Source organism: Streptomyces sp. NPDC059355, assembly GCF_042752335.1.
GTDB lineage: Bacteria > Actinomycetota > Actinomycetes > Streptomycetales > Streptomycetaceae > Streptomyces.
In genome coordinates this window covers 42318-68286 of the sequence record NZ_JBHYXN010000022.1, presented here as the reverse complement: position 1 = coordinate 68286, position 25969 = coordinate 42318, and the positions used below count along the sequence as shown (strand labels likewise).

Genomic DNA, 25969 nt, shown 5'->3' with positions numbered 1-25969 from the left:
TCCAGCATGCCGTCCCGGAATTCTTGAGCGGGTGTCGAGCAGCCCTCCGCTTCAAACTGTTGCAGGCTGAAAACAAGCTGGTAGATTCCGCTCAGGGGATAAAAACCGGCACATATTTCATTTCCGCCGGGAGGGGGCACGGGATCCATGGGCGACGGCACCGGAACGGACTTCGGCACGGACTTCCGTGTCCTGGGCCCGGTGGAGGTGCTCGACCGCCGCACGGGGACGTATGTCGCGCCCTCCGGAGCCAAACAGCGGGCACTGCTCGGCGCCCTGGTGGTCCGGGCGGGCCGGGTGCTGCCCGCCGAGCGGCTCATCCACGAACTGTGGGGCGAGCGCCCGCCGGCGAGCGCGGCCAACGCCCTGCACGCCCACGTGGCCCGCCTGCGCCGGCTGCTGCAGGACGCGGCGGGCCAAGACCCGATCTCCACCCACGCGACGGGCTACGCCCTGGGGCGGCCCGGAACACGGACGGACGCCCACCACTTCCAGGACCTCTCCTCGAAGGGCCGCGGGACACTGGCCGCCGATCCCGTACGCGCGGCGGAACTCCTCGGTGACGCCCTCTCCCTGTGGCGGGGCCCGGCCCTGGAGGGCAGCGGGCAGGGTCCGCTCTGCGCGAGGGAGGCGGAGCGCCTGGAGGAACTGCGGCTGACCACGCTGGAGACCCTGTACGAGGCCCACCTGCGCAGCGGCCGGCACGCGGAGGCCGCCCGCGAGCTGGAACGGCTGACGGCCCGCCACCCGGTGCGCGAGCGGCTCTACGACCTCCAGATGCTGGCCCTCTACCGCTGCGGCCGCCAGGCCGAGGCGCTCGGCGTGTACGAGCGCGCCCGCCGGCGCCTGGTGGACGAACTCGGCGTGGAACCGGGCCCGGCCCTGCGCGAGCGGATGGAGGCGATCCTGCACCACGCCCCGTCCCTGTCGACGCCGGACCCGGACGCCTCGCTGCACGAACTGAGCAGTGCGATAGCGCGCCTGGGCACCCGGATCGAGGCCCTGGCGCGCGAGCAGCAGAGCCTGATCCGCCGCCTGAACGGCCTGACCTCAGGCGTGGCACTCCGGAGGCCGCCCGTGGAAGGCGGTCATCTCCGCGAACAGGGCGCCGACGTCGAGAGGTGATCCCTCGGGCAGCCGGCCCTCCGCCTCCGCGTACCCGCGGTGGAGGTTGGGCAGCAGCCGCTCGGAGTCGAGCAGTTCACCGTAAGGCCCGAGGTCGGTGCCGCGGGCCAGCTCCAGCGGACTCACCCCGGCCGCGACGCCCTCCCGGGCCAGCTCTCGCACCCAGCGCAGGTACTGCTCGTTGACGTCGAACACCTCGGGCCCGGCGACGGCCCCGTGACCGGGTACGACGACCGCGGCCCCCAGCCCCCGCAACTGCTCCAGGGCCCGCAGGCTGCCCTCGACGGACCCCATGACACAGAACGGGGTGACCCCGTTCATGACGAGGTCACCGGTGAACAGAACGCCCTGATCGGGCAGCCAGACAACGGTGTCGTCGGTGGTGTGGGCGGCCGGTCCGATGTGGATGAGCTCGGCGCGGATGTCCCCCACGTGCAGGGTGGTCCGGTCCCGGAAGGTCAGCTCGGGCGGCCGGACCTCGATGTCCCCCCAGCACACGTCGGGCCACAGCCCGGCCATGTGCAGCCCGGCGGCCCGGACCATGGCCCGGGTCCGCTCGTGCCCGATGGTGAGCGCCTCGGGGAAGAGGAAGTTCCCGTAGGTGTGGTCCCCGTGGAAGTGCGTGTTGACGAGCGCCCGCGGCGCCTGCCCCGCCACCCGCAGCGCGGCCCTGCGCAGCTCCCGGGCCCGTTCCTCGGTGGCGACGGTGTCGACGAGCGCACTGGACCCGCGGTGACTGATGATCCCCGAGTTGTTCAGGCACCACCCGCCCTCGGGCTGTACGTGGGCGTGGACCCCGTCCGCCACCTCAAGAACGCCGCTCTCCCGACCCACGCCGCACCCCTCGCCATTCCCCGAATACCCGGCCCCCGAATCCTCCCTCGCCCCGCTCGATTCCCCCTGGATTCCGGATATCCCCGCCCCGCGAACCGCCCGGAATTCCCCGTCGCTCAATCCCCGGTCGAGCAGAATTCCGATGACCCTGTTTTCTTTTGCCGGTCGGGAGGGCCTCAGACCCCGGCCGGCGCCGGGAGGACCAGCCGGCGGGGGGCCGCTCGGCCCCACGGGAAGCCGTGGTGGAGGTGGACCGCCGGAGGGCGCGCGGCGTCGACCTCCACCGCCACCGCCGCCAGTACCTCCGGCACCGGCTCCACCTCCAGGAAGCGCCACCGCTCCGCCGAGTCATCGGCCGGCGGCCGGAACGAGCGCACCCCCCGGTCCTCGGCCAGCGTGAACGCGAACGAGTCGAACGGCAGCCCCAGCCCCAGCCCCCGCGCCTTCGAGTACGCCTCCTTCAGCGTCCACAGCCGCAGCGCCCGCCGGTCCCGCGGCCGCCCCGGCGCGGCGCTGGCGATCCAGTCCTGCTCCTCCCCGGAGAACGTCGCGATGATGTTGTCCAGCCCGCGTTCGCCCCGGTCCAGCCGCTCCACGTCCACACCGATCCGCAGCCCCCGTGCAACCCCCAGCAGGTTGTACGCGTTGGCGTGGGAGAGGTTGAAGTCCAGCGCATCGGCGCCCCGCGGCAACCCCCCGGCCGGCGTCTGCAGGAACGGCCGCCCGCGCGACGACCGCCAGATGATCGCCTCGGCCTCCGGGATCCCGGTCTCCAGCGCCAGCACCCGCCGTACCAGCGCGTGCGCCACGAGGTACTGCCGGCGGTCGCGTTCGAACAGGAACCGGCCCGCCACCTCCTGCTCGTTCTCGTCCAGCCAGTACGAGGCCAGCGTCGCGGCGATCCCCGGCGCGAGGTCCTCGTTGGGGCAGAACCACAGATTGACGGGGGCCGGCTCGTTCTCCCCCGGCCCCGCCGGGTCGAGCGGCAGCGTCGTCATGCCGGCCCCTCCTCGCCGCCCAGCCACAGCGGTACGCGCAGGAAGGCGGACGCGGGCAGCGACACCGGCTCAGCCCCGGCGCCCACCGGCTCCAGCACCGCCCAGTCGACGTCCAGCCCGGACAGCCACAGGCCCCGCAGCTGGTGCAGGTGCCCGGCCTGCCAGAGCGCGGCGAGGTACCCGTCCGTCTCCGGTACGGCTCCCAGCCCCAGCGGGTCGGCCCCACCGCCGCGCAGATCGGCGCAGGGCGCCCCGTCGCGTACGAACTCCTCCAGGGCCCGCACCAGTTCGCCGGTGTCCCCGACGACGGCCGCGAAGCGGCAGTCCATGGCGGCCCGGCCGGTCCGAAGGGCCCGCGCGAGCCGCCCGAGCGGCGGCACCGGCCCGGCCCCGCCCAGCATCCCGGCGAACCGCCGCGCGGTGGCCGCCAGATGCGCCGGGGTCGGTGCGGACAACAGGAACAGCTCGGGGCCCGCGGATTCCCGCGGCTCGGGGGCGTCCGGCAGGTACTCCTCCAACACCACCTCCGCGTCCGCGCCCCCGGCCCCCCGCACCCCGACGCTGATCCGCCGCGGCCCCCGCTCCTCGCCCTCCCAGGGGCGCGCCCGGGCGTGCCCCGCCCCGGGCGCCAGGACCCGGTGCCCGAGCTGCAGGGCGGCCCGGGTCAGCACGGCGACCCCGGTGGCGACCCCCGCGTCCCCCACCAGCGCCCGCACGGCGCCGGCATCCTCACGTACGAGACCGTCCGCCCCGCCCACACCGGCGACCCTCAGCGCCTCCCGCGACACCCGCCCGGGTACGCCGTCGGGGACGGCCTCCTCGAGCGGTGATCCCGCTGCCCTGGCGGCGGCTGCCGTACGGGCGCCCGCGGAGCGGGATCCGCGGCCGGGGCCGGGGGCCGTCGGGTCGGGCGCGGTGTGGCCGACCGCGCTGCCGCGGACCAGGCAGTGGATGCCGTCCCCGTCGGCCAGCGCCCGCGCCAGCGGCTTGAGCAGCAGCGCGCCGACGCCCTCGCCCGCGCCGGGGTGCCGGCTGGAGGGATGCAGCAGCAGCCGTGCGCCTCCGACGAGCGCGGCGGCGCACTCGCCCCGCCGCAGCGCGGCCACCGCGAGATGCAGGGCGACGAGGACCGAGGACTCCGCGGTGTCCACCGACTGGCTGGGGCCGGTCAGGCCGAGCAGGGCAGAGAGCCGGTTGGGCAGGCTCCACTGGCCGCCCCTCGGCATGGGACGGGGCCGCTCGCGCCGCCACGTCCGGGCGGCGAGCAGCGCGTAGTCGCCGGGCCCGGCGCCGGTGAACACCCCGACGCTGCGCGGTGTCCCGTCGGCGGCGGTCAGGGCGTCGAGGCGGCCGCCGGTGCAGCCGGCGTCCTCGAGTGCCTCCCACGCGGTTTCGAGGAACAGCCGCTCCTGGGGGTCCATCAGGGCCGCTTCGCGCGCGTCGATCCCGAAGAACTCCGGGTCGAAGTCCTGTACGCGCTCCAGGTAGTGGCCGCGCTCGTCCCCGGGCCGGCCGGCCGGCGGGGTGGAGGCGCTGTCGTACCCGCCGCGCGCCTGCCGCCAGAACGCGGCCAGGTCGGGCGCCCCCGGATAGCGCCCGGCCATCCCGACGACGGCGACGGGCTCGGCGACCGGCTCGGCGACCGGCGGCGCGGCCCGCTCCACAACCGGCTCCACGACCGGCTCGGCGACCGGCCCGCCGGCCGGCTCCGCGGGCGCGGGACGCGGCCGAAGCTCCGGCAGTGCGAGGACGACGGGTCCCGCCCCGGTGGCGGCGCCGGTCAGCAGCGCGGCGACCTGGGTCCGGTCCAGCTGGCCGTTCTTGAACCGGGTCAGGACTTCCTTCTCGTCCATCTGGACGTGCTCCTTCTGGGGGGTGTCCGGCGGATCGGCTTCAGCCGCGACGGCCGAGCAGTACGAGGGCCTCGTCCACGGTGAGCCGGTCGTCGCGGATCGCGTCCAGCAGGACGTCGAGGTCGCTCGCGGGAAGCGGCCGTACGGAGGGCGCCGGAACGGCCGCCGCGGAGACCGCGGCTGCGGAGACCGCGACCGCAGCGGCCGGGCGGAACGCCGGTTCCGGTGTCCGCGGGGCCGGGGTGAGGTCGTGCGCGGGGAGCGCGTCCTGGACCGCTTGCGCCGCCGCCCCCGTCCGCGTCGCGATGTACGCGGCCATGGCGGCCAGGTTCGGGTGCTCGTACAGCAGGACGGACCGCTCCCGCAGGCCGAAGCTGCGGTTGACGACCGCGATGAACTCCGCGCCCACCATGGAGTCGACGCCGAGCACGTTGAACGCGGCCGTCGTGTTGATGTCCCAGGGGTCGCAGCACAGGATCCCCGCGAGCTGCTCGCGCAGCACCTCCGCGATCCGGGTCGCCGCGGCGGCCGCCGGCGACTGCCGGACGGCGGGGGCGGCCGGCGCTCCGGGGCCCGCGGCCGCCGCGACGGGAACCGGTACCGCGGGAACCGGGGCCGCGGCCGCGCGGTTCGCCGCCGCCCGCGCGACCTCGCGCGCGAAGGACGCCGGGGTCGGGAAGTCGTACAGGTCGGTCGCGCGCACGCGCAGCCCGTACCGGGTGTTGACGACGGCCACGAACTCCACGACCAGCAGGGAGTCGAGCCCCATGGACTGGAAGGTCTGCTCGGGGTCGATCTTCTCCGGCTTGACCCGCAGGACGTCGCCGAGCACCCCGATGAGGTCGGTCAGTACGTCCGCAGGATGTTCCATCGTCATCGCAGGCTCCTCCAAGCCGTCGGGTGGCACACGGTCACGCGCTGCTGCCGGAGTACACGGGACACGAGGAGTGGTGGTCGCCCTCGTCCCCGTCCCGTACGTCCCCCACCCGCCACGGCGCCGTGTCGGGATCCGGCATCCCGACCCGGAACTCCCGTTCGGCCCCGTCCGGCACCAGGCCCGGCAGCATCAGCGACCACAGCCCCGACACCCGCCGCTGCAACTCGGCGTACGGCATGCCCGTGGCCGCGAGCGCCTCGATGCCGCAGGCCGCCGCGGCGACCAGGGACTCGATGCTCTCCCAGCGGCCCTCGGCGCGCAGTTCGCCCGCGTCCCGGGCCTCGCGCAGCAGCCCGCAGACCTCCGCGAGCCAGACCCGGTGGAAATCGGTGGCGAGTGCGGGCAGTCCCGCGCATTCCTTGGTGATGCGGAAGCTGGCCGGGATCGCCGGTTCCTCGCGCAGGTTGAGCGCGAGCCAGTGCGTCGTGTCGACCAGGGTCTGCAGCGGGGAGCTGCCGGATGCGCGCAGTTCGCGCACCGATTCGCGCAGCAGCTCGCAGCCGCGGAGCTGGACCGCCTCCGCCAGTTCGTCCTTGGAGGCGAAGTGGAAGTACAGCGCCCCCTTCGTCACTCCGGCGTACGCGGCGATCTCCAGGAGCGTCGCGTTCGCGTAGCCGTTGCGGTGGAACATCTCGGCGCCCGCGTGCACGAGCTTCCTGCGGGTCCGCTCCGACCTCTCCTGCACGGCGCTGCCTCCTCGGCCCGCGGTCCGGACGCGCCCCCGGCCCCGGGCCCCGGCCCCGGCCGCGTTCCCGGTGTCGGTTTCGGTGTCGCGTGCGGCGGCCATCTCAGCCCACGCGCGCGAGTCGCTCGCCGTTCGCCTCCGCCGCCACCGGAGTCTCGGGGCTGGCCATGAGGATCGAGCGCTGCAGCCTGCGCAGGGCGGCCGAAGGCTCCAGCCCGAGCTCGCGCACGAGCGTGGCGCGCAGCCGCTGGTAGACGTCGAGGGCCTCGCCGCGCCGACCGGAGCGGTGCAGGGCCAGCATGAACTGGCCGTGCAGGTTCTCGTGGGTGCGGTAGCGGCTGGCCAGCACGGTGAGTTCGGCCAGCAGTTCGCGGTGCCGGCCGATCCGCAGATCGGCCTCGATGCGCTGGTCGAGCGCGCAGAGCCGGGTCTCCTCCAGCCGCCGTGTCTCCATGTCCAGCTGGATGCCGCCGTGTACGTCGGCGAAGGCCGGACCGGACCACAGCGACAGTGCCTCGCGCAACAGCCGGGCCGCGCCCGGGAAGTCGCCCGCGTCCATCGCCCGGTAGCCCATGCCCGCGAGCCGGTCGAACTCGCGGACGTCGCTGGTGCCGCCGCCGCTGTTGAGCAGGTAGCCGCCGGGCAGCGTGACGAGCACGTCCTTGGCGGTGCGCCGGCCCGCGGGGGCCGTTTCGCCCTCGCCGGCGGCCTCGCCCTGTTCCAGGGCGGTCGCGATGAGGGCCCGCAGCTGCAGTACGTAGGTCTGCAGCGTGGTCCGCGCGCTGCGCGGCGGCGCCCCCTGCCACAGTTCCTCTATCAGAGCCGACACCGGAACGACCTGGTCGGCATGGAGCGCCAGCAGCGCCAGCACCTGTCGCGGCTTCGGGGCGGTCGGCGTAACGGAGATTCCGCGTTCCCGCACCGCCAGTGTGCCCAGTACTTCGATGTCCACGCCGTACTCCCCTGTCCGTGGATGAGCCTTCGCCAGTAAAAAACAGGACCGGCGGTTTGTCAATACGAAACCGACCGCGCTGTTTTGTTTCTTAGCTCAGCTAACCAACCCTCAAAACACGTCCTTGACCTGGGGTGTTGTCGGAGCGTCAGGACCCGGAGACTGCTGCAGCCCCACTCCGCACCCTCTCCAGAACAGCCCTAGATTTGGCAAAACAAACCGCGAAGTCTTCGTGCGGGCAGGGTGAACAAACGCACCCGGCCCTCCGCGCTGGTGCGCGAAGGGCCGGGGCACATGAGAGGAAGTGCAGGGACTACAGGGACTACAGGGACTACAGGGACCGGGACCGCGTACGGCTACCCGGGCCGCCGGTTGGTGCCCGCGGCCTCGAAACCGGCGAGGCGGTCCGCCGACACGAGCGTCGGCAGCAGCAGCCGCCAGAACCGGGTCACCGTCGCCGCCGACAGCCACGCCCCGTCCCGTACGGCGAGCACCTCGAAGCCCACGGTCGCCGCCACCACGGCGGTCACCACGTCCCCGGCCGCCGCCTCGGGGCGCAACTCCCCCTCCAGCTCCGCCAGCTGCAGCGTGTCCTCGACCCAGCGCCGCCAGCGTTCGCGCAGATCGCCCGGACGCGGCCGGGACAGCTCGCCGCTCAGCGCGAACCCGGCCCGCAGCACCGGATCGCCGCGCAGCGCACCCGCGAGCCCGTGGGTGACGTCGACGAGGAGCTGCACACGGCTCGCCCCGGCCGGGAACGCGTCGTCCTCCACGTCCCCCGTCAGGGCCAGCAGCCGGGCCAGCGCCGATTCCTCCACGGCGTTCGCCAGTGCGGCCTTGCTGGGGAAGTGGAAGTGGAGCGCCCCGTTGCTCACCCCGGCCAGCGAACTGATCGCGGTCAGCGAGGCCACCGAGAAGCCGTCCCGGTCGAAGGTCTCGGCTGCGGACCGGATCAGGGTCTCGCGCGTACGCGCCGCGCGTTCCTGTTTGACCATCGACTGCTCCGTCACTGCGAGGGGTGCCGGGCCCGCGAAGGCGGACCGGCGGGTGCTTGCCGCGGAGCATCGCGAGGCGGCCGCTCACTCCGGACTCCACTATAACAAACCGTCTGTGCGGTTTTTGGGAAGAGGGCCGACACGGTTTAGCGTCAGCCGAAGTTGGCCGAAGAACACGCCGGGCGACCGGCGGCATTCGGACACCGTTGATCAGCAGACTTGAGGATCACTTAGGCCGCACTCGACCCACCGGGGGCCACGAAGGGCTCCGAAGGGTGCACCCAGAGTGGGGCAGAGGCCAGAAGGGCTGCCCTGACCAGCGAAAACGTATCATTCGGAAGGAAGTCGTCCGCAGCTTGCACGAGCGGATGGTCGGATACCGCTAGAAATTAAACCGGTTGGTATGTATCTTTCCCAGCCAGAGGCAACACGCCCTTCTCGCCAGCGGAGCCCAGGGGGAGCAATGTCTGCGAGCACGTTCCGAGTTGAGCGCACAACGGTCAGCGACGAGCAAACGAGGGGCCTCTCAGCTGGAACAGCCCAGCCGAGCGGCTTCCGCTTCCCGTCCCTGACCTTCACCGTTCCCAAGGAATTAGTGCATCGAGCGTCCGTCGCCGAGGTCGTCCTGACCGACTGGCAGCGGGTGGACGACACGCACTTCGAACTGACCGCGCAGTGGCCCCGGGGACACAGCTTCTTCACCCCGGTCGCGGACGGCTACCACGATCCGCTGATCGGCTGCGAAACGATCCGCCAGATCGGCATGCTCCTGGGCCACGCCGAGTTCGGCGTCCCGCTGGGCCACCAGTTCATCGTCTGGGACATCGACATCGCCGTACGCCCGCAGCACCTGCGGGTGGGCTGGGCCCCCGCCGCACTCGACATCGAGGTCGTGTGCACGGAGGTCAAGCGGCGCGGCAAGAACCTGTCGGGTCTGCGCTTCGAGGCGGTGCTGCGGCGCGAGGGGAACATCGTCGCCACCGGGGGCGGTTCCTTCTCCTGCATGCCACCGGGGGTGTACGAGCGCGTCCGCGGTGGCCACAACCTCGGAGGCGACTGGTACCAGCTCCCGCTCATCAGCCCGGCCGCGCCGCAGAGCGTGGGACGCATGTCGCCCATGGACGTGGTCCTCTCGCCCACGGGCGAGGCCGACCGCTGGCAGCTGCGGGTGGACACGCGCCACCCCATACTCTTCGAGCACGCGGTGGACCACGTACCCGGCATGGTGCTCCTCGAGGCGGCCCGGCAGGCGACGGCCGCCGTACTGGGGCGGTCCTCGTACCTCCCGCTCGGCATCGCCGGCGAGTTCAAGCGGTACGCCGAACTGGACGCCCCCTGCATGATCGAGGCGAGCCGCCTCCCCGAGCGGGGCCCCGACGGCGAGGAGACGGTCCTGGTGACCGGGCACCAGGACGGCGCCGTGGTCTTCAGAGCCACCGTGACCGCGGGGGAGCACGGCCTCTGACCCGCGGTGGCAGGCGGCGAGCCGCGAAACCGCGGAACATCTTCACAGGGACGAGAAGGCGCCTCGATGATCCTCCGCCCACCCGCGGAAGGTACCCGCGGGACGGCCCAGCAGCGCGGGGACCGTCGTCTCCACCCCGGCCTTCGCCCCCGCACGCTGACGCTCCGCACCGGCCAGGAGCGCCTCGACGAGGTCGCGCGGATGACGCGCGGCCAGTGCCGTGCGCGCCTGCTCCGGAGCGAGTTCCTCGAAGCGCAGCGGGCGGCCCAGCAGCTCGGCGAGCTGGGCCGTCTGTTCCGCCGCACTGATCGCCCGCGGTCCCGTCAGCGTGTAGGCCCGTCCCGCGTGCCCCGCCTCGGTGAGCGCGCGTACGGCCACCTCCGCGATGTCCCGCGGGTCGACGCACGCGTTGGCCGACCTCCCGTACAGGGCGCGCACCACGCCCTCCGACCGGATGGACCCCGCCCAGGACGCCGCGTTGGACATGAACGCGCGCGGGCGCAAAAGGGTCCAGTCCATCCCCGAGCCGCGCACCAGATCCTCGGTCGCCCGCTGCCACCGGGTGATCACGTCATCGGCCCGCGGGTCCACGACGGCCGCCGCGGACAGCTTCACCACGTGCCGCACCCCGGCCGACCGCGCGGCCCGTACGAAGCGCTCGTCGTCGTCCCCGACCCGGCTGGTCACCAGGAACGCCGCCGTCACGCCGCCCAGTGCCCGCGCGAGCGACTGCGGATCGCCGTAATCCGCCCGTACGACCTCGGCCGCCGCGGGCCCGCCCGCGACCCTGGCCGGATCCCGGGTCATGACGCGGACCGCCGAGCCCACCGGGAGCCGCCCGACCACTTCCCGCCCGACCGTCCCCGTGGCACCGGTGACGAGAATCATGGGCTTCCCTCCCTGACTTGACTTCTTCTTCCGCCGCCCGCGGCCGATGATGGTCACCCGCTGTAAGATACGAACTGGGCGGTTTTTTTATGACCGCTTTGGACGACAACCCTGAGGAAGGGAGGAGGCACAGTGGCTGAGCAAGTCCGGGCCATCCGCACACGGCAGGCGATTCTTTCCGCGGCGGCCAAGATCTTCGAGGAACACGGCTACCAAGCCGCCACGATCTCCCAGATCCTCGGCGAGGCCGGGGTGACCAAGGGAGCGCTCTACTTCCACTTCCAGTCGAAGGAAGACCTGGCCCAGGGCGTGCTCGCCGAGCAGGACCAGCAGCTCATGGTCCCCGACCGCGCCTCCAAGGTGCAGGAGATCGTGGACGTGGTCATGCTGCACGCCCACCGCCTGCAGACCGACCCCATGGTGCGCGCCGGCGTGAGACTGTCGATGGACCAGTTGGCGCAGGGCCTCGACCGCAGCGGCCCCTTCCTGCGCTGGGGCGAGGTCGGCACCACGCTGCTGGAGCGGGCGCAGGCCCAGGGCGAGCTGCTGCCCCACGTCGTGGTGCCCGAGACCGCGGACGTCATCGTGGGCTCCTTCGCCGGCATCCAGTCCATGTCGCAGGCCATCTGCGACTACGGCGACCTGGTCGTCAGGGTGTCCGCCCTGATGCGCCACCTGCTGCCCAGCGTCGTGGTGCCCTCGGTCCTCGCCTCGCTCGACCTCGCCGAGACCCGCGGAGCCACGGTCTACGCCGAGGCCCGCAAGGCGGCGGACGCGCTGGAACTCGCGCCCGCCGGCTGAGCCGCCGCCGTCATCCGGGCCGGGGCCGCAATGCCCCTGCCCGTACGCCGACTTCGGCCGGAGCCCGGGCCACCGCCCGGCCCGGAGCCGGGGCCCGCGCCCCGGCCTCCGCTCCGTCACGCGCATTCCGTACGGGCACCCCGGGCGAAGTACACCGACAGCGCGGCGCCCAGGTCCGCGCCGCCCGGCGCCCACGCGATGTAGCCGTCGGGCCGCACCAGCAGCGCCTCGTACGGCACCTCGGGTGTGGGGCGGGCGCGCACCACGCGCACGACCCCCTCCCAGCCCCGCGCCTCCTCACGGTGGCCGGCGCCCTTCTCACCGAGGAGCAGCAGCAGCGGCCGGCCGCCCTGGAGCAGCCGGATGACGTCCGTCTCGCCGGTCGAGGTGGTCAGTACGGCATTGTGCAGAAACGTTCCTGCCAACGGGCAGGAGGGTCCGGGCCGCGTCGGCAGCACCGCCGGCAGCACCGTGTCCTGCGCGCTGATGACCCCGCCGAGGTGCCCCTGCGCGCCCTCCTGCGCCAGCAGTCCCGAGAACACCCCGCGCAGGGCGTCGAGCTCGGGCCCCGGCCGCATCAGCGCGAGCTGGGCCCGGGTGTTCTCGACGACCCGCCGGGCGACCGGCCTGCGCTCCGCGTCGTACGTGCCGAGCAGGTCCGGGCCCGCCTCCCCGCGCACCGCGAGCGCGAGCTTCCAGGCCAGGTTGAGGGCGTCGAGGACCCCGGTGCTGAGGCCCTGCCCGCCGATCGGGAAGTGCACGTGCGCCGCGTCCCCCACCAGGAAGACCCGCCCCGCGCGGAAGGTCCGCGCCAGCCGGGAGAAGTCGCTGAACCGGCCGAGCCAGCGCGGCTCCGCCATCCCGATCTCGCGTCCGGCGATCCAGGACACCTCCCGGCGCAGCTCGTCCAGGGTGGGCGGCAGGTGCCGGTCGGCGTGCGCACCGGTGCAGTTGAGCGTCCGGATGTGCGTCCTGCCCTCGGCGTCGCCCTTGGACACGATCCAGCCGCGCGGGGTCCGGTGCCAGCCCGGGGGCAGCGCGTCCGGTGCCGCGAGCCGGACCGCGCCCATCAGCGCGGAGATCGTGGCCGGGTGGGTGTCGGAGCCGATGCCCGCCTGCTCGCGGACCGTACTGCGCGCGCCGTCCGCCCCCACCACGTGCTCCACCTCGTACACGGCCGGTCCCCGCGGCCCCTCGGCCGTGATCCGCACCCCGTCCGGCCCCTGGACCATCCCGGTCACGCGGTGCTCGCGCAGGATCCGCGCACCCGCCTCCCGGGCCCGCTCCTCGAACTGCCGCTCCAGCTGCGCCTGGGGGCACTTGAGGATCGGCTCCGGCTCGGTCTCGGGCGCGGTGATGAACAGGCCCGGCAGCCCGGCGAAGTGGAAGGGGCTCCCGGTCCGGGCGCCCCGGGCACCGGCGTACGGGGCGGCCGGCCCCGGCAGATGGCCGCGCCGGGCCAGGCACTGCACGGCCCGGGCGTGCAGCGTGGTCGCCTTGGGCCGGTCGCAGACGCCGGACCGGGATTCGAGGAGCAGCGTGTCGACTCCGTACCCGGCCAACTCGGCCGCCACGAGCATCCCGACGGGTCCCCCGCCGACCACCGCCACCTGTGCCCGCATACGACGCTCCCCCTGCACCGCGGTGCCCTCCCCGTGGGCGACCCCTCAGGCGCAGAAATATACCGGGTGTCCCGTTTCTTTTCCAAGGAACGGGAAACCTCGCAGCGAGCAGCGGAACGGGCTGCCCAACGTGGCGCCCACCGGCTACGGAAGGATCCCGCCCACCGCCGAGGACATCGGCCCGCCCTCCGAACGCTCCGTCTTGCGCCCCTTGTTGCCCGGTGCCAGCGTCCGGGCGTCCACGGCCTCGGCCGGCGCCCCCGTCGCGTACAGCCCGTCGGGGGCGGTGTCCCGGTCGTGCGGCAGCAGCCAGAACACCCGCCGCCGGAAGGTGCCGGAGGAGCGCGAGGGCTTCGCCTTCGGCCCGAGCAGCGCGTAGCCGACCATCCGTCCGTCGCGGTGGTACGCGGGCCGCCCGCGCCGCGTCGGCAGCCGGTCCAGGCTCTGGCGGACGTAGTCGAGCCGGCTGATGTCCTCGAGCCAGACGAGCTCCACCTCGTGGACGATCTCGTCTTCTGCGATGAGGGCGCTCATACTGTCTCCTCGTCCGCGAGCAGGCCGATGCCCGGGTAGTACTTGCGCTGGTTGGACAGGATCATTTCCTTCGGCGAGGCCAGTCCCACCGACTCGCGCACGCGCGCCGCGAAGGCCCGGGAAGAGATCGCCGGGGCGCCCTCATGCTGGCACCAGCCCCTGTACGCCGCGTAGAGCTGCGCTTGTTCCACCCTCAGATCGGCCTCCAGCCGGCAGGTCTCGCCGATGAAGCGCCCGGTGTGGTCCTCGGTCTCCGCGTACGCCGTCGTCGCGATCCGGACCCGCTCCGGACCCGTGAGGTCGCGGTCGCCGCCGAGGTAGCGGCGGGCGCCGTCGATGAGCCAGTTGAGGATGCCCGGACCCTCCTGGGTGACGAGTACGTCCGCCAGGTTGTCGATCTTGCGGTCGTCGGAGACGACCCGCTCGAACGGGATCAGCCGCATGCGCCGCCAGAACGCGAAACCGCCGGTGCCGACCTCGGGCCGGTGGTTGCCCAGCAGCCACATCTTGTGCGTCGGCTCGAAGCTGAAGAAGTCCTGGCGCATCCGGCGCGCCTTGATGCGGTCCCCGCCGGTGAGCAGTTTGACGCGGGCCTCGTCGAAGCGGTCGCCCGGTTTGACCTCGCTGCACACGATCACGCGGCGGCCGTGCAGTTCGGCGAGGTCGGTCGGGTGCCCCTCGTACGGGCGCGACATCAGGAACCCGGGGGGCGCGGCGTCCGCGTAGTCCCCGAGCAGCTTCATCAGGACGTCCAGCAGTACGGACTTGCCGTTCTTGCCGGAGCCGAACAGGAACGGCATGACCTGGGCGCCCACGTCCCCGGTGACGGAGTAGCCGAGCAGCAGCTGGAGGAAGTCGATCATCTCCGCGCCCTCCGGCCCCTCGCCGAAGGTGTCCGTCAGGAAGCGGTTCCAGCGGGGCGTGGGCATCTGCCGCGGCGCCGCCGAGGTGGAGCGGGAGTGGAAGTCCTTCGTGGGCTCGGCCGGGCGGATGTGCCCGGTCCGCAGGTCCACGACTCCGGCGGGCGTGCACAGGGCGTACGGATCGGCGTCCAGGCGCGCCGCGTTGAGCACCATGCCCGGGGCGGACTTCGCCTGGGTGAGCATGGCGTTCATGCCGCTGGTGCTGAGCGTGCGGCGGCGGTGCTGCTGGAGTGCGGCGGCGGGGTGGACGCCCCGGGGGTCGGTGGTCGCGATGGACTCCGCCAGGTCGCCCGCGGACCACATGACGGTGTCGTCCTCGTCGATCTGCCAGCGCGTGCCGTCCCAGCGGAACCAGCCGATCCCGGGAACGTGCCGGTAGTCGTTGCGGTAGAGCTTGACGAACAGCTTGGCGTTGCCGCGGTCGGTGAGCGTGTCGGGCAGCAGTCCGTCGGCCGTCGCCTCGCCGCCGGCCACGGCCAGGGCGTCCAAGGCCTCCAGGGGCTCTCGCGGGCCGCTGTCGGCCCTCTCCCGGCCCGTCGCGTATCCGGCGGACTCCAGACTCTCCAGGCTCTCCAACGACTCCTGGGACCCGCGCGGCGCCGGTACGGGCTGCGCGAGGATCTGCGCCGCGACGGCCTGTACGTCGAAACCGGCCGGCATGCCGTCGTTCTCCGCACTCGCGTGCGGCCTTGCCTGCGGCCTCACACGCGGCCTCGGAGGGCCAGCGGACGCGCCAGGCCCGCGCTGAGCCCGCCGCGGATGATGGCGCGGCAGCGGCCCTCCTGCCCGGGGCGGGCCTGTTCGGCCGCGTCCTCCAGGGCCCGCAGGGCCTCGGCCTCGGTGACGTGTCCGGCGGCCACGAGTCCCCCGGCGGTGTAGGCGGCGCGGTTCAACTTCTCGGAGAACGCAGCCCCTTCGGGTATCGCCGCGCAGCCGGCGACCTCGGCCAGCACTCCCGCCAGGACCCGGTCCGACACCGCTCGTCCGCCTCCGGCCGCGATGACGGCCTGCCGGGCCCGGGGCGGCACGGGCCGGGGGCCGGGGACGGCCTCGGCGGGCAGGTGCCCGGTGCGCTCCAGTTCCCCGGCCAGCCAGCCGGGGAGCGGCGCGGGATGCCGTACGGGCCCCAGCGGCCGGTAGACCCCGGCGGGGGTCACGGTCCCGGGGGCCACGATGTACCCGCCGTGCGCCCGTACGTCGACCTGCCAGGCGAGGGCCCGGCCGCTGCCCGACCCGGCGGAGCACTGCCAGCGCAGGCCGCCCTCGTTGCGGTACCAGACGTGCAGGCCCCCGGAGGGGGTCCGTACGCGCAGGGTCGTCTCGTCGTCCGCCGGGCTCGTGGCACCGCGTAAGGCGGCCAGCACGCCCAGGGTGTGGAAGCCGTCGGCCAGCCCGGTCAGATCGACGGTGTCGGCGATGGGGATGCCCGGCAGCAGCCGTTCGCGGCCGGGGAGTTCCGTCGCGTGCGCGTCGATGTCGATGACGACGAGGCCTGCCGGACCGGTGGCGACGCCGACCCCGAGATCGGGCCGGGCACCCCACCACTGCCGGATCCGCTCGCAGTCGAGCGTCGCGGCGTGGAACCCGTGGCACCAGCGGCCCGCGCGCAGGCAGTCGCAGGCGCCGCGGTCGTGGCCCGGAACGCGGCACGCGTCGCAGTTGGCCACGGGCGTCTTGCGGCCCGGCGCAAGAGGGTGAACCGGCCACCCCTGGCGCGCGCACCACGTGGCAGTCGTCAGAGGCTGCGACACGACCGCGGCGGTTCTCGTGAACTGCCTTGGGTCGCTGCGCGAAACCCGCAGCTCAGCTGCCATCCACTTCCCCCATCAGCGACTGAAGCGACTCAACGCCCGACAACAGGTTAGCGAAACCGGTGGGAGGCGAGAGGCATATGAGCCAGAACAGATGTACGCGTCCACGAACGGCCCCAGCGACTGAGCGACTGAAGACACAGCGACCGAGTCTCGTTCGGTAGCTCGTTGAGTCGCTCACAGAACACCAGGTCACAGCCTCACGCAAGGCAAAACAGCGACTGAAGCGACTCAAGACCCCTATATATGACGCGCACACGCGCAAGCGCACGCGCACGCCAATGTCTCCATATACCCGGACCTTGAGTCGCTTCAGTCGCTGTTTTCTCCGTCCATGCCATCTGACCTGCACTTTCTCTTCCGCTCTGAGAGCGACCGAAGAGTCGCTCAGTCGCTTTCCTTCAGTCGCTGCCCCCCGCCCCGCGCGCTCCGGGCTTTCTTGAGCGGTTCTGGATCCCCGCTCCGGCGGGAAGCGAGCAGCGACTGAACGGCGCGAAGGGGCGGCGCACCCCGACGTGGTGTCGGAGTGCGCCGCCCCGGGGCGGGCCGGGCGCTCCCGGCTACTTCGGGTCGCGGTCGAAGGCCGACTTCGACCAGCAGTAGCCGAGCACGCAGAGCGCGAGGCACCAGCCGAGCGCGAGCCACCCGTTGATGCCGATCTCGGTGCCGAGCAGCAGCCCACGCAGCGTCTCGATGGCCGGCGTGAACGGCTGGTACTCGGCGATCGGCCGGAACCAGCCGGGCATCGCGTCGACCGGGACGAAGGCGCTGGAGATGAGGGGGAGGAAGATCAGCGGCATCGCATTGTTGCTGGCCGCCTCGGCGTTCGGGCTGACCATGCCCATCCCGACCGCGATCCAGGTGAGCGCCAGGGCGAACAGGGTGAGCAGTCCGAACGCCGCGAGCCATTCGAGGGCGGTGGCGTCCACGGAGCGGAAGCCGATGGCCACGCCCACGGCCCCCACCAGGACCACACTGGCGACCGACTGCAGCACGCTGCCGACGACGTGCCCGACGAGCACCGAGCCCCGGTGGATCGCCATCGTGCGGAAGCGGGCGATGATGCCCTCGGTCATGTCGTTGGAGACGGACACCGCGGTACCGATCGTGGTGGAGCCGACGGTCATCAGCAGGAGGCCCGGCACGAGGTAGGCGATGTACGCGGAGCGGTCGGCGCCGCCGCCCATGCCCGCGCTCATCACGTCACCGAAGACGTAGACGAAGAGCAGCAGCAGCATGATCGGCGTCAGCAGCAGGTTCAGGGTCATCGACGGATAGCGGCGCGCGTGCAGGAGGTTGCGGCGCAGCATCGTGGACGAGTCGCGGACGGCGAGGGCGAGCGTGCTCATCGGGCGGTCTCCTTGGGCTGGTCGGTGTCGCCGCCGCCGGTCAGGGCGAAGAACACGTCGTCGAGGTCGGGGGTGTGCACCGTCAGCTCGTCCGCCTCGATGCCGGCGGAGTCCAGCCGGTCGAGGAGGGAGCGCAGCTCGCGCTGGCTGCCGTCACTGGGGATCTGGACCGACAGCGCCTCGTCGTCCCGGGTGACCCCGCGGAGCGCGAGGGTGGCGTTCCGGTAAGCGGCCGGGTCGGAGAAGCGCAGGCGGACGTGTCCGCCGGGGATCAGCCGCTTCAGCTCCTCGGCGGTGCCCTCGGCCGCGATCCTGCCGTTGTCCAGCACGGCGATGCGGTCGGCGAGCTGGTCCGCCTCCTCCAGGTACTGCGTGGTGAGGAAGACGGTGACGCCGTCCGTGACCAGCTCGCGGATGATCTGCCACATGTTGTGGCGGCTGCGCGGGTCGAGACCCGTGGTCGGCTCGTCCAAAAAGATGATCCGCGGGTTGCCGACCAGCGTCATGGCGATGTCGAGGCGGCGCTTCATGCCGCCGGAGTACGTGGAGGCCGGCTTCCCGGCCGCCTCCACCAGGTCGAAGCGCTCCAGCAGCTCTGCGGCGACGCGCCGCCCCTCGCTGCGGGAGAGGTGGTGCAGGTCCGCCATGAGGAGCATGTTCTCCTCGCCGGTGATGAGCCCGTCGACGGCGGAGAACTGCCCGGTGACGCCGATCGCGGCGCGCACCCCTTCCGGTGAGGCGGCGATGTCGTGGCCCGCGACCCGGGCCTGACCGCCGTCGGCGGTGATGAGCGTGGACAGGATCTTCACGACGGTGGTCTTGCCGGCGCCGTTGGGTCCGAGCAGTGCGAACACGGATCCGGCCGGGATGTGCAGATCGACGCCGTCGAGGACGGTCTTGTCACCGTACGACTTGCGCAGACCGGTGGTGGAGACGGCTGCGGGCGACGTGTGACCGTTCGCCCGCCTTGGCGTGGGCATGACAGAAGAAGGCATGGGGCCCTCCGTTCGAAGGCTGAAGTGGTCGGAAGACGGCGTCGTTCGAGGGGTGGGGGATCAGGCCTTGGCGCGGCGGACGTCGATGTTGCCGTGCCGGGTGCGGGCGCGGACCTGGACGGTCTCCTCGGTCCCTCCCGGGGTCTCGGACGGGGTGAGCGCGTTGCGCACCTGGCCGGAGGCCGAGCTGACGTCGAGCCAGGCGGCCGTGCCCTCGCGGACGCCGACCTCGATGGCGCCGTAGGAGGTCTCCAACTGGACGGTGCCGCGCACCACTTCACCGACGCGCAGGGTGCCGTGGGCGGTGGTCGCGGTGACCGAGTCCTCGGCGCGCCGGATCTCGATGTCGCCGTTGGCGCCGCTCACGCGCAGCTCTCCGGTCGCGGCGCCGACCGTCGTGGTGCCGTGCGAGTTCTTCAGGACGGCGGACCCGTCGACGAGTCCGACGCGCAGGCTGCCGGAGCTGGTGGTGATCTCGGCCGTGCCCTCGACCCGGTCGACCGTGATGGACCCGTGCGAGGCCTTCAGGTGCAGCGGACCGGTGGTGTCGAGGCGGACGTCGCCGGAGGAGGTCTTCACACGGACCTCACCGAGCCGGCCCTCGCCGAGCACCTGGGTCCAGGAGCCGGTCGTGTCGATGCGCGAGCCGGTGGGCAGTTCGACCGTCACGTCGACGACGCCGGTGCGGCCGAACATGTTGGACTTGGGCGTCCTGACGGTCAGTACGCCGCCCGAGTACGTGACCTCGGTCTGCTCGGCCGTCCGCACGTCCAGGTCCTTCTTGGGGTCGCGGGGGTTCACCTCGACGACGGTGTCGGTGCGGTCGCCGGCGACGAACTGGATGGAACCGGCCTCCACGCGCGCCGTGGCCGAGATCGGTTCGGGGGTGTCGAAAGAAGGCATGGCTGTCCCGTCCTCTTGGGTCTGTGGGGTGAAGTGGTGGCGTGTTGCGGGCTTGAGGCTTGAGGCTTGCGGGCTGGGGCCCGGGGCCTGGGGGCTAGCGCACCCAGCCGGTGATGCTCTGTCCGACGTTCTGGGTCTTCTCCGCCGGCCGCGGCCGGGCGCTGCCGTCGACCGCGGCCGACACGGCCCGTACCAGCCAGGCGTTGACCGACAGGCCCTCGCGGTTCGCGGCCTCCTCGGCGCGTGCCTTGAGGTGGGCCGGCAGGCGCAGGTTGACGCGGGCGGTGCCGCCCTCGTCGCCGTCGGCCGGGGCCGCGGCCGGCAGCGGCTCGACGAACGCGTCCGGCTCCGCGGGGGCGCCGCCGCCGGTGGACGGCAGCGTCACGACGAAGTCAGGGTCCAGACCGCGCAGCCGTACGTCGACCGAGCCGGGGGCGAGCTCGCGGGTGATCTCGTCCATCGCGGCGGAGAGCACATTGAGCATGGTCAGCCGGGTCGCCGACTCCAGAGGGGCCGTGAGCCGCTCGGCCAGCTTCCGGGCGTCTTCCCCACCGGCTTCGGCGGCCACCGCGAGCTCGCGGCGAAGGTTGTCGACATAAGGCGTGAGGTCCATGGCTCAATGATGGCACCACAATGGCGCCACTTGCAAGCCTTCATGGCACCAAGCATGGCGCCGACTTGGCCAAACACTCCCTCACCTGCGAAAACGCGAGAAAACCCATGGGGCTCGCGATGGCGCCACACGCACTGACGCACCCTCGAAGGCGCCACATGACACCACGTGGCACCGAATGGCGCTCCGTGGTGCCACGTGGCACCACGCCGGGAGCCGACCCGGCGGCACTTCGAGTACGAAACCCCTTGCGCAATGGTCAAGAAGTGTTGACCATTGAGCCATGCCTACCGATGATCTTCCCGAGACGTTCCACGTCACCACGGACGAGCAGCTGCGCGCCGTTTCCAACCTCACGCGTCACCGGATCATGGCCGTCCTCCGCTTCGAGCCCGCGACGATCACGCAGATCGCCGAACGGGTGGGCCTCGCGAAAGGGAGTTCCAGCTACCACGTACGGCTGCTGGAGCGGGCCGGCCTGGTGAAGGTGGTGCGAACGCGGAAGGTCCGGGGGGTCACCGAGCGGTACTACGCGATGGCCGCGCGGGCGATCGTGCTGCCGGATCCGGGCGAGGGAGGGCCGGACGTGCTGATGCGGCATGCGGTGGCGGACCTGGAGGCGGCGCCGGCGGACGCCGAGCGGCACGTGGGGATGGCGCACCTGCGGCTCACCGACGAGCAGTTCGCGGAACTGGGGGCGCGGCTGGAGGCGCTGGCCAACGAGTACCGGCAGCTGTCCGACCCGTCGCTGCCGGACGCGTCACTCGTCTTCGCACTGTTCCACCCGGCACCGCGCCGACAGGCCGAAGGGGACGCCAAGTGACCTCTGACATACGGAAGTTGCCGACCGGGTTCGGACGCCTGTGGACCGCGCAGACGGTGTCCTCCTTCGGTGACGGGGTGACGCATGCCGCGCTGCCGCTGCTCGCGCTGACGCTGACGCGGGATCCGATGGCGCTCGCCGTCGTCACGGCCGCCGGAACGCTGCCGTGGCTGCTGTTCGGGGTGCTCGGCGGTGCGCTGGTGGACCGGTGGGACCGCCGGTGCACGATGTGGATCACGGACGCGGCGCGTGCGGTGCTGCTCGCGGCAGCGGCGGCAGCGGCGGCGCTCGACGTGCTGGGCATTCCACTGCTCGCGACCGTCGCCTTCCTGCTCGGCCTCGGCGGACTCTTCTTCGACACGGCCGCCACTGCCTATCTACCGGATCTGCTCGGCCGCGACCCCGCGCTCCTGGAGCGCGCCAACTCCCGCCTGCGCGGCACCCAGACCGCCGCGTCCGGCTTCGCGGGGCCGCCCGCGGGCAGTGCGCTGCTCGCGCTCGGGCGGGCGGTTCCGCTGCTCGCCGACGCGGTGTCGTTCGCGCTCTGCGCACTGCTCGTACGGTCGCTGCCCGCCGCACCGCGGCCTGTACCGCAGGCCCGTGAGTCGCTGCTGCGACAGGCGCGGGCCGGCGCCGCCTACGTCCTGCGGAACCAGTTGCTGCTCGGGCTCGCGCTGCGCCCGGCGGTCGGGAACATCGCCTTCCTGGCCGTGGAGACCGTACTCGCCCTCTTCGCGCACGACCGTCTCGGCATCGGCACCTTCGGCTTCGGCCTGCTCCTCACGGCGGAGGCCACCGGCGGCCTGCTCGGCGCGGGCATCGCCTCCTTCCTCGGCCGGCGCCTCGGCACCGGCACCGCGCTGACCTGCACGGCCGCGGTCGAGGGACTCGCCATCCTGGGCCTTGCCGCCGCCCCGAACCCGTACGTCGCCGGCCTCGCGCTCGCCGTCTGCGGGGCGGGCATGGGCGCCACGATGGTGCTCGCCCCCTCCCTCCGACAGGCGATCGTCCCCGCCCACCTGATGGGCCGCGTCGCCTCCACCTCCCGCATGCTCGCCCTGTGCGCCGCCCCGTTCGGCGCCTTCCTCGGCGGCTGGCTGGCCACCACCTACGACGTGCGCACCCCGCTCTACACCGCCGCCGGTCTCCTCCTCACCATGACCGCCGTCACCGCGACCATGACCGGCAACCGCCGGGTCGAGGCGGCGCTGCGTGCCGCCGCCCTCGGGGACGACGCCACCCACGACGCCGCGAGCGGCTCCTCGCCCACGAACCGACCGGTGTAGGGGGCCGGGCCCCGCGCAGCCTCAGCCGGTCTGCGGGCCGTACTCCCCCGTCAGCAGCAGCTTCTTCTGCGGCTTGCCCATCGCGTTGCGCGGGATCGCCGCCACGAACCGCACCTCCCGCGGCCGCTTGTGCACGGACAGGTACGCGGCGACGAAATCCGTGAGCTCCGCCCCCGTCACCCCCTCCGCCACCACGAACGCCACGACCCGCTGCCCCAGGTCCGCGTCCGGCACACCCACCACCGCGGCCTCGCTCACCCCGGGGTGGTCCAGCAGCGCGTTCTCGATCTCACCGGCGCCGACCCGGTACCCGCCCGTCTTGATCATGTCGATGGAGGCCCGCCCCACGATCCGGTGCACCCCGTCCACCTCGTCGACGGCCGCGATGTCGCCCGTACGGAACCATCCGTCCTCGGTGTACGCGGCCGCCGTGGCCTCCGGCCGGCCCAGGTACCCGGCGAACAACGTCGGCCCGGTCAGCTGGAGTTCGCCGATCTCGGCACCCGGCTCGGCGACGATCCGGGTACGGATCCCCGGCAGCGGGGTGCCGACCGTGCCGGGCCGCACCTCGCCGCCCGCCCGCCCGCTCACGGTGATCAGCGTCTCCGTCATCCCGTACCGCTCCACCGGCCGCAGCCCCGTCAGCCGCTCCAGGTCCCGGAACACGGGCGCGGGCAGCGCCGCGCTCCCCGACACCAGCAGCCGGGCCCCGGACAGCGCGCCCGCGGCCTCGGGGTCCGCGGCGATACGGGACCACACGGTCGGCACCCCGAAGTACAGGCTTCCGCCCGCCTCCGCGTACGCCTCGGGCGTCGGCCGCCCGGTGTGCACGAGGCGGCTGCCGGTGCGCAGGGCCCCGAGCACGCCGAGTACGAGCCCGTGCACGTGGAACAGCGGCAGCCCGTGCACGAGGGTGTCCTCGGCGCTCCACTGCCAGGCTCCGGCCAGCGCGTCCAGGTCGGCGGCGAGCGCCGCGCCGGTCAGCACCACGCCCTTGGGCGCGCCCGTGGTCCCGGAGGTGTACAGCACCAGCGCCGGGTCCTCGGGCGCGGCGGCGGGCCCGGTCCAGTCGGAGCGCCGGGCGAAGTCCACCTCCACGACCTCGGCCCCGGAGTCCCGCAGGACGTGCTCGCGCTCGGCGGGCCCGGCGTCGGGCGGCAGCGGTACGAAGGGCACCCCGGCCAGCAGCCCCCCGACCGCGGCGGCGACGGTCTCCAGGGAGGCCGTCGCGGTCACCGCGAAGGACTTCGCCCCGGCCACATCGGCGGCCACCGCCCGGGCCGCACCCAGCAGTTCCTCGTACGAGGCGGTCCGCCCCGCGACGGAGACCGCATCCATCCGATCCCCGTACACCCCGTCCAACGCCGTCAGCACGGTCACGTCCCCCTCGGTGTTCACTCCGGCAGCTCGGCCCCAGGCTACGGCCGCCCTCTCCACCGGGGCTGGAGGAGCGGGGTCCGGAGAGGAGCGGGGTCCGGAGCCGAAGCCCCGGACCTCCCGCCCGCGCTCGGGTCCGGCGCTCAGATCACACCCTGGGCGAGCATCGCGTCGGCGACCCGCTCGAAGCCGGCGATGTTGGCGCCCGTCACGTAGTCGCCCGGGCTCCCGTACCGCTCGGCGGTCTCGTACGCGACCGCGTGGATCGAGCGCATGATGCCCGCGAGCTCCTCCTCGACGCGCTGCGCGCTCCAGGCGATACGGGCGGCGTTCTGACTCATCTCCAGGGCGCTGACGGCGACTCCGCCCGCGTTGGCGGCCTTGCCGGGCCCGAAGGCGACCCCGGCCTCCTGCAGGAGCCGTACCGCCTGCGGGGTGGTCGGCATGTTGGCGCCCTCGGAGACCGCCTTGACCCCGCTCGCGATGAGCGTACGGGCGTCCTGGCCGTCCAGCTCGTTCTGCGTGGCGGAGGGGAAGGCCACGTCCGCCGGGACCTCCCAGACCCGCCCGCCCGGCACGTACCGCGCCGAGGCGCCGCGCCGCTCCGCGTACTCGCTCACGCGGCCGCGCTCGACCTCCTTGACCTGCTTCAGCAGCGCGAGGTCGATGCCCTTGTCGTCGACGACGTAGCCGTGGGAGTCCGAGCAGGTCAGTGGGTTCGCGCCGAGCTGCTGGAGCTTCTCGATCGTGTACAGCGCCACATTGCCCGAGCCGGAGACCACAGCCGACAGGCCCTCCAGCGACTCGCCCCGCACCTTCAGCATCTCGGCGGCGAACAGGACGCTGCCGTAGCCGGTGGCCTGCGGCCGGATCGCGGAGCCGCCCCAGCCGGCTCCCTTGCCGGTCAGGACCCCGGCCTCCCAGCGGTTGGTGATGCGCCGGTACTGGCCGAACAGGTAGCCGATCTCGCGGCCGCCGACGCCGATGTCCCCTGCCGGGACGTCGGTGTGCTCGCCGATGTGCCGGTGCAGCTCGGTCATGAACGACTGGCAGAACCGCATGACCTCGGCGTCCGAGCGACCGCGCGGGTCGAAGTCGCTGCCGCCCTTGCCGCCGCCGATGCCCAGCCCCGTCAGCGCGTTCTTGAAGATCTGCTCGAAGCCCAGGAACTTCACCACGCCGATGTCCACGGAGGGGTGGAAGCGCAGGCCGCCCTTGTACGGTCCCAGCGCGCTGTTGAACTCGACGCGGTAGCCGCGGTTGACGTGGACCCGGCCGCGATCGTCCTGCCACGGCACCCGGAACACGATCTGCCGCTCCGGCTCCGTCAGCCGCTCGACCAACGCCACCGCAGGATCCGCGTACTCGGGCCGGGCGGCGAAAACGGGTGCCAGGGTCTCCAGGACCTCCCGCACCGCCTGGTGGAACTCCGGCTGAGCGGGGTTGCGGCGCTCGATCTCGGCCCGCAGTGCTTCCAGCCTGTCCTTCGAGTCCTTCACGTGTGTCCTCCAGAGAGTGCGCGGTGCTTAGACGACGGCAGGTGCATGCATGGTGCCAGCAGGTCCGCGAATATCGGTCGTTTCCGAGCGGAGTGTGTCCAGGACGCGCATTTTTTGCAGAGCCCTAGGATCGGCAGCCTTGAGCTTCGACGACCCGCACATGACCGCGAGCAGACGATCAGCAGGGGGAACCGGACGTGGACACCGCGAGACTTGCCGCACTCATCGCCGCCACCGTCACCACGGGCCTCATGGCGGGCCTGTTCTTCGCCTTCGACGTGTCCGTGATGCCGGCGCTGCGGCGCTCGGACGACCGGACGCTCATCCGGGTGATGCAGCGCGTCAACGTCGCCATCGTCAACGGCCTGTTCATGACCGCCTTCCTCGGCTCCCTGCTGCTGACGGCCCTCGCCCTGGTCCTGCACCTCGCCTCCGGCGCGGGCTCCGTGGCGCCGCCGCTGATCGCCGCCCTCGTCGCGTACGCCCTGCAGCTCGGTGTCACGGGCCGGATCAACATCCCGCTCAACAACGCCCTGGACAGGGCGGGCCCCGTCGAGCACATCGCCGACCCGGCCGCCGTCCGGCAGGCCTTCGAGGCGCGCTGGGCGGCGGCCAACCGCCGGCGGACACTGCTGTGCACGATCGCGCTCGGCTGCCTGGCCTGGGCCCTGGTCCTCAGCGGCCGCCTCTGACCGGGCCCT

The 25969-nt window shown here is 72.8% G+C and carries 24 protein-coding genes; 6 read left to right on the top strand and 18 right to left on the bottom strand.

The genetic code is table 11. The features are described 5' to 3' along the window. The first annotated feature begins 147 nt into the window (after window positions 1-147). Entirely contained in the window at window positions 148-1125 is a 978-nt protein-coding gene (locus tag ACFXGI_RS21680; RefSeq protein ID WP_384709006.1) for a BTAD domain-containing putative transcriptional regulator, read from the top strand. Here the strand turns inward: ACFXGI_RS21680 and ACFXGI_RS21675 are convergent. The 7 genes from ACFXGI_RS21675 to ACFXGI_RS21645 form a co-directional block, all read right to left on the bottom strand. Continuing rightward, entirely contained in the window at window positions 1051-1959 is a 909-nt protein-coding gene (locus tag ACFXGI_RS21675) for an MBL fold metallo-hydrolase (RefSeq protein WP_384709003.1), read from the bottom strand. The genes ACFXGI_RS21680 and ACFXGI_RS21675 overlap by 75 nt on opposite strands. Before the next feature lie 176 nt (window positions 1960-2135). Beyond that, window positions 2136-2957 carry a 4'-phosphopantetheinyl transferase family protein gene (locus ACFXGI_RS21670; RefSeq protein WP_384709000.1) on the bottom strand — a complete coding sequence of 274 codons (822 nt, stop codon included), beginning with the start codon at window positions 2955-2957 and terminating at the stop codon, window positions 2136-2138. Beyond that, window positions 2954-4810 (bottom strand): beta-ketoacyl synthase N-terminal-like domain-containing protein, encoded by a 1857-nt coding sequence (locus ACFXGI_RS21665; protein WP_384708997.1) that lies wholly within the window; start codon window positions 4808-4810, stop codon window positions 2954-2956. The genes ACFXGI_RS21670 and ACFXGI_RS21665 overlap by 4 nt, the downstream gene beginning before the upstream one ends. Window positions 4811-4850: 40 nt before the next feature. Beyond that, complete coding sequence (locus ACFXGI_RS21660) at window positions 4851-5687, bottom strand: phosphopantetheine-binding protein (RefSeq protein WP_384708994.1); 837 nt, start codon at window positions 5685-5687, stop codon at window positions 4851-4853. 34 nt (window positions 5688-5721) lie between these two features. After that, window positions 5722-6432, bottom strand: coding sequence for a ScbR family autoregulator-binding transcription factor (locus ACFXGI_RS21655; RefSeq protein WP_384708990.1), 711 nt, complete (start codon window positions 6430-6432; stop codon window positions 5722-5724). Window positions 6433-6535: 103 nt separating this feature from the next. Then, the gene (locus tag ACFXGI_RS21650; RefSeq protein ID WP_384708987.1) at window positions 6536-7384 is read right to left on the bottom strand and encodes a BTAD domain-containing putative transcriptional regulator; all 849 of its coding nucleotides are present in this window, start codon (window positions 7382-7384) and stop codon (window positions 6536-6538) included. A gap of 356 nt (window positions 7385-7740) precedes the next feature. Next, window positions 7741-8379 (bottom strand): ScbR family autoregulator-binding transcription factor, encoded by a 639-nt coding sequence (locus ACFXGI_RS21645; RefSeq protein ID WP_384708984.1) that lies wholly within the window; start codon window positions 8377-8379, stop codon window positions 7741-7743. 595 nt (window positions 8380-8974) lie between these two features. Here ACFXGI_RS21645 and ACFXGI_RS21640 point away from each other — a divergent pair. Next, window positions 8975-9844 (top strand): ScbA/BarX family gamma-butyrolactone biosynthesis protein, encoded by an 870-nt coding sequence (locus tag ACFXGI_RS21640; RefSeq protein WP_384708981.1) that lies wholly within the window; start codon window positions 8975-8977, stop codon window positions 9842-9844. Between the two features lie 42 nt (window positions 9845-9886). Here the strand turns inward: ACFXGI_RS21640 and ACFXGI_RS21635 are convergent, their stop codons facing one another. Then, entirely contained in the window at window positions 9887-10732 is an 846-nt protein-coding gene (locus tag ACFXGI_RS21635; protein WP_384708978.1) for an NAD(P)H-binding protein, read from the bottom strand. A 132-nt stretch (window positions 10733-10864) separates the two neighbouring features. On the opposite strand from ACFXGI_RS21635, the gene ACFXGI_RS21630 reads away from it, so the two are divergent. After that, on the top strand, window positions 10865-11533 hold the full coding sequence (locus tag ACFXGI_RS21630) for a ScbR family autoregulator-binding transcription factor (protein ID WP_384708975.1): 669 nt from the start codon (window positions 10865-10867) through the stop codon (window positions 11531-11533). A gap of 116 nt (window positions 11534-11649) precedes the next feature. Here ACFXGI_RS21630 and ACFXGI_RS21625 read toward each other — a convergent pair whose 3' ends face one another. The 8 genes from ACFXGI_RS21625 to ACFXGI_RS21590 all read right to left on the bottom strand — a co-directional run bounded on the left by ACFXGI_RS21625 (window position 11650) and on the right by ACFXGI_RS21590 (window position 20283). Next, a complete protein-coding gene (locus ACFXGI_RS21625; RefSeq protein ID WP_384708972.1) occupies window positions 11650-13155 on the bottom strand; it encodes an FAD-dependent monooxygenase in 1506 nt (501 codons plus the stop codon). A gap of 144 nt (window positions 13156-13299) precedes the next feature. Beyond that, a complete protein-coding gene (locus tag ACFXGI_RS21620) occupies window positions 13300-13689 on the bottom strand; it encodes a DUF6009 family protein (protein ID WP_384708969.1) in 390 nt (129 codons plus the stop codon). Beyond that, window positions 13686-15272 carry a phage/plasmid primase, P4 family gene (locus ACFXGI_RS21615; protein WP_384708966.1) on the bottom strand — a complete coding sequence of 529 codons (1587 nt, stop codon included), beginning with the start codon at window positions 15270-15272 and terminating at the stop codon, window positions 13686-13688. The genes ACFXGI_RS21620 and ACFXGI_RS21615 overlap by 4 nt, the downstream gene beginning before the upstream one ends. Before the next feature lie 41 nt (window positions 15273-15313). Further along, window positions 15314-16426, bottom strand: coding sequence for a bifunctional DNA primase/polymerase (locus tag ACFXGI_RS21610; protein ID WP_384708963.1), 1113 nt, complete (start codon window positions 16424-16426; stop codon window positions 15314-15316). Between the two features lie 557 nt (window positions 16427-16983). Next, the gene (locus ACFXGI_RS21605; RefSeq protein ID WP_384708960.1) at window positions 16984-17772 is read right to left on the bottom strand and encodes an ABC transporter permease; all 789 of its coding nucleotides are present in this window, start codon (window positions 17770-17772) and stop codon (window positions 16984-16986) included. After that, window positions 17769-18767, bottom strand: coding sequence for an ATP-binding cassette domain-containing protein (locus ACFXGI_RS21600; RefSeq protein WP_384708956.1), 999 nt, complete (start codon window positions 18765-18767; stop codon window positions 17769-17771). Before ACFXGI_RS21600 ends, ACFXGI_RS21605 begins: the two co-directional genes overlap by 4 nt. A gap of 60 nt (window positions 18768-18827) precedes the next feature. Continuing rightward, window positions 18828-19670, bottom strand: coding sequence for a DUF4097 domain-containing protein (locus ACFXGI_RS21595; protein WP_384708953.1), 843 nt, complete (start codon window positions 19668-19670; stop codon window positions 18828-18830). Window positions 19671-19764: 94 nt separating this feature from the next. Continuing rightward, the gene (locus ACFXGI_RS21590; protein ID WP_384708951.1) at window positions 19765-20283 is read right to left on the bottom strand and encodes a hypothetical protein; all 519 of its coding nucleotides are present in this window, start codon (window positions 20281-20283) and stop codon (window positions 19765-19767) included. Between the two features lie 283 nt (window positions 20284-20566). On the opposite strand from ACFXGI_RS21590, the gene ACFXGI_RS21585 reads away from it, so the two are divergent. Then, the gene (locus ACFXGI_RS21585; RefSeq protein ID WP_384708948.1) at window positions 20567-21106 is read left to right on the top strand and encodes an ArsR/SmtB family transcription factor; all 540 of its coding nucleotides are present in this window, start codon (window positions 20567-20569) and stop codon (window positions 21104-21106) included. Then, entirely contained in the window at window positions 21103-22392 is a 1290-nt protein-coding gene (locus tag ACFXGI_RS21580; RefSeq protein WP_384708945.1) for an MFS transporter, read from the top strand. The genes ACFXGI_RS21585 and ACFXGI_RS21580 overlap by 4 nt, the downstream gene beginning before the upstream one ends. 21 nt (window positions 22393-22413) lie before the next feature. On the opposite strand, the gene ACFXGI_RS21575 is transcribed toward ACFXGI_RS21580, so the two are convergent. Both ACFXGI_RS21575 and gdhA read right to left on the bottom strand, forming a co-directional pair. After that, window positions 22414-23730: an AMP-binding protein gene (locus tag ACFXGI_RS21575; RefSeq protein WP_384709126.1), complete on the bottom strand. Its 1317-nt coding sequence runs from the start codon at window positions 23728-23730 to the stop codon at window positions 22414-22416. A 182-nt stretch (window positions 23731-23912) separates the two neighbouring features. Beyond that, the gene (gene gdhA, locus ACFXGI_RS21570; protein ID WP_384708942.1) at window positions 23913-25268 is read right to left on the bottom strand and encodes an NADP-specific glutamate dehydrogenase; all 1356 of its coding nucleotides are present in this window, start codon (window positions 25266-25268) and stop codon (window positions 23913-23915) included. A 197-nt stretch (window positions 25269-25465) separates the two neighbouring features. Between gdhA and ACFXGI_RS21565 the strand changes: the two genes are divergently transcribed. Further along, window positions 25466-25960 carry a DUF1772 domain-containing protein gene (locus ACFXGI_RS21565; RefSeq protein ID WP_384708939.1) on the top strand — a complete coding sequence of 165 codons (495 nt, stop codon included), beginning with the start codon at window positions 25466-25468 and terminating at the stop codon, window positions 25958-25960. Window positions 25961-25969: the final 9 nt, after the last annotated feature.

Coding starts and splice junctions, on each gene's coding strand:
- ACFXGI_RS21680 (WP_384709006.1), top strand. CDS start 148: ATGGGCGACGGCACCGGAACGGACTTCGGCACGGACTTCCGTGTCCTG.
- ACFXGI_RS21670 (WP_384709000.1), bottom strand. CDS start 2,957: ATGACGACGCTGCCGCTCGACCCGGCGGGGCCGGGGGAGAACGAGCCG.
- ACFXGI_RS21665 (WP_384708997.1), bottom strand. CDS start 4,810: ATGGACGAGAAGGAAGTCCTGACCCGGTTCAAGAACGGCCAGCTGGAC.
- ACFXGI_RS21660 (WP_384708994.1), bottom strand. CDS start 5,687: ATGACGATGGAACATCCTGCGGACGTACTGACCGACCTCATCGGGGTG.
- ACFXGI_RS21645 (WP_384708984.1), bottom strand. CDS start 8,379: ATGGTCAAACAGGAACGCGCGGCGCGTACGCGCGAGACCCTGATCCGG.
- ACFXGI_RS21635 (WP_384708978.1), bottom strand. CDS start 10,732: ATGATTCTCGTCACCGGTGCCACGGGGACGGTCGGGCGGGAAGTGGTC.
- ACFXGI_RS21625 (WP_384708972.1), bottom strand. CDS start 13,155: ATGCGGGCACAGGTGGCGGTGGTCGGCGGGGGACCCGTCGGGATGCTC.
- ACFXGI_RS21620 (WP_384708969.1), bottom strand. CDS start 13,689: ATGAGCGCCCTCATCGCAGAAGACGAGATCGTCCACGAGGTGGAGCTC.
- ACFXGI_RS21615 (WP_384708966.1), bottom strand. CDS start 15,272: ATGCCGGCCGGTTTCGACGTACAGGCCGTCGCGGCGCAGATCCTCGCG.
- ACFXGI_RS21610 (WP_384708963.1), bottom strand. CDS start 16,426: ATGGCAGCTGAGCTGCGGGTTTCGCGCAGCGACCCAAGGCAGTTCACG.
- ACFXGI_RS21605 (WP_384708960.1), bottom strand. CDS start 17,772: ATGAGCACGCTCGCCCTCGCCGTCCGCGACTCGTCCACGATGCTGCGC.
- ACFXGI_RS21600 (WP_384708956.1), bottom strand. CDS start 18,767: ATGCCTTCTTCTGTCATGCCCACGCCAAGGCGGGCGAACGGTCACACG.
- ACFXGI_RS21595 (WP_384708953.1), bottom strand. CDS start 19,670: ATGCCTTCTTTCGACACCCCCGAACCGATCTCGGCCACGGCGCGCGTG.
- ACFXGI_RS21590 (WP_384708951.1), bottom strand. CDS start 20,283: ATGGACCTCACGCCTTATGTCGACAACCTTCGCCGCGAGCTCGCGGTG.
- ACFXGI_RS21585 (WP_384708948.1), top strand. CDS start 20,567: ATGCCTACCGATGATCTTCCCGAGACGTTCCACGTCACCACGGACGAG.
- ACFXGI_RS21575 (WP_384709126.1), bottom strand. CDS start 23,730: ATGGATGCGGTCTCCGTCGCGGGGCGGACCGCCTCGTACGAGGAACTG.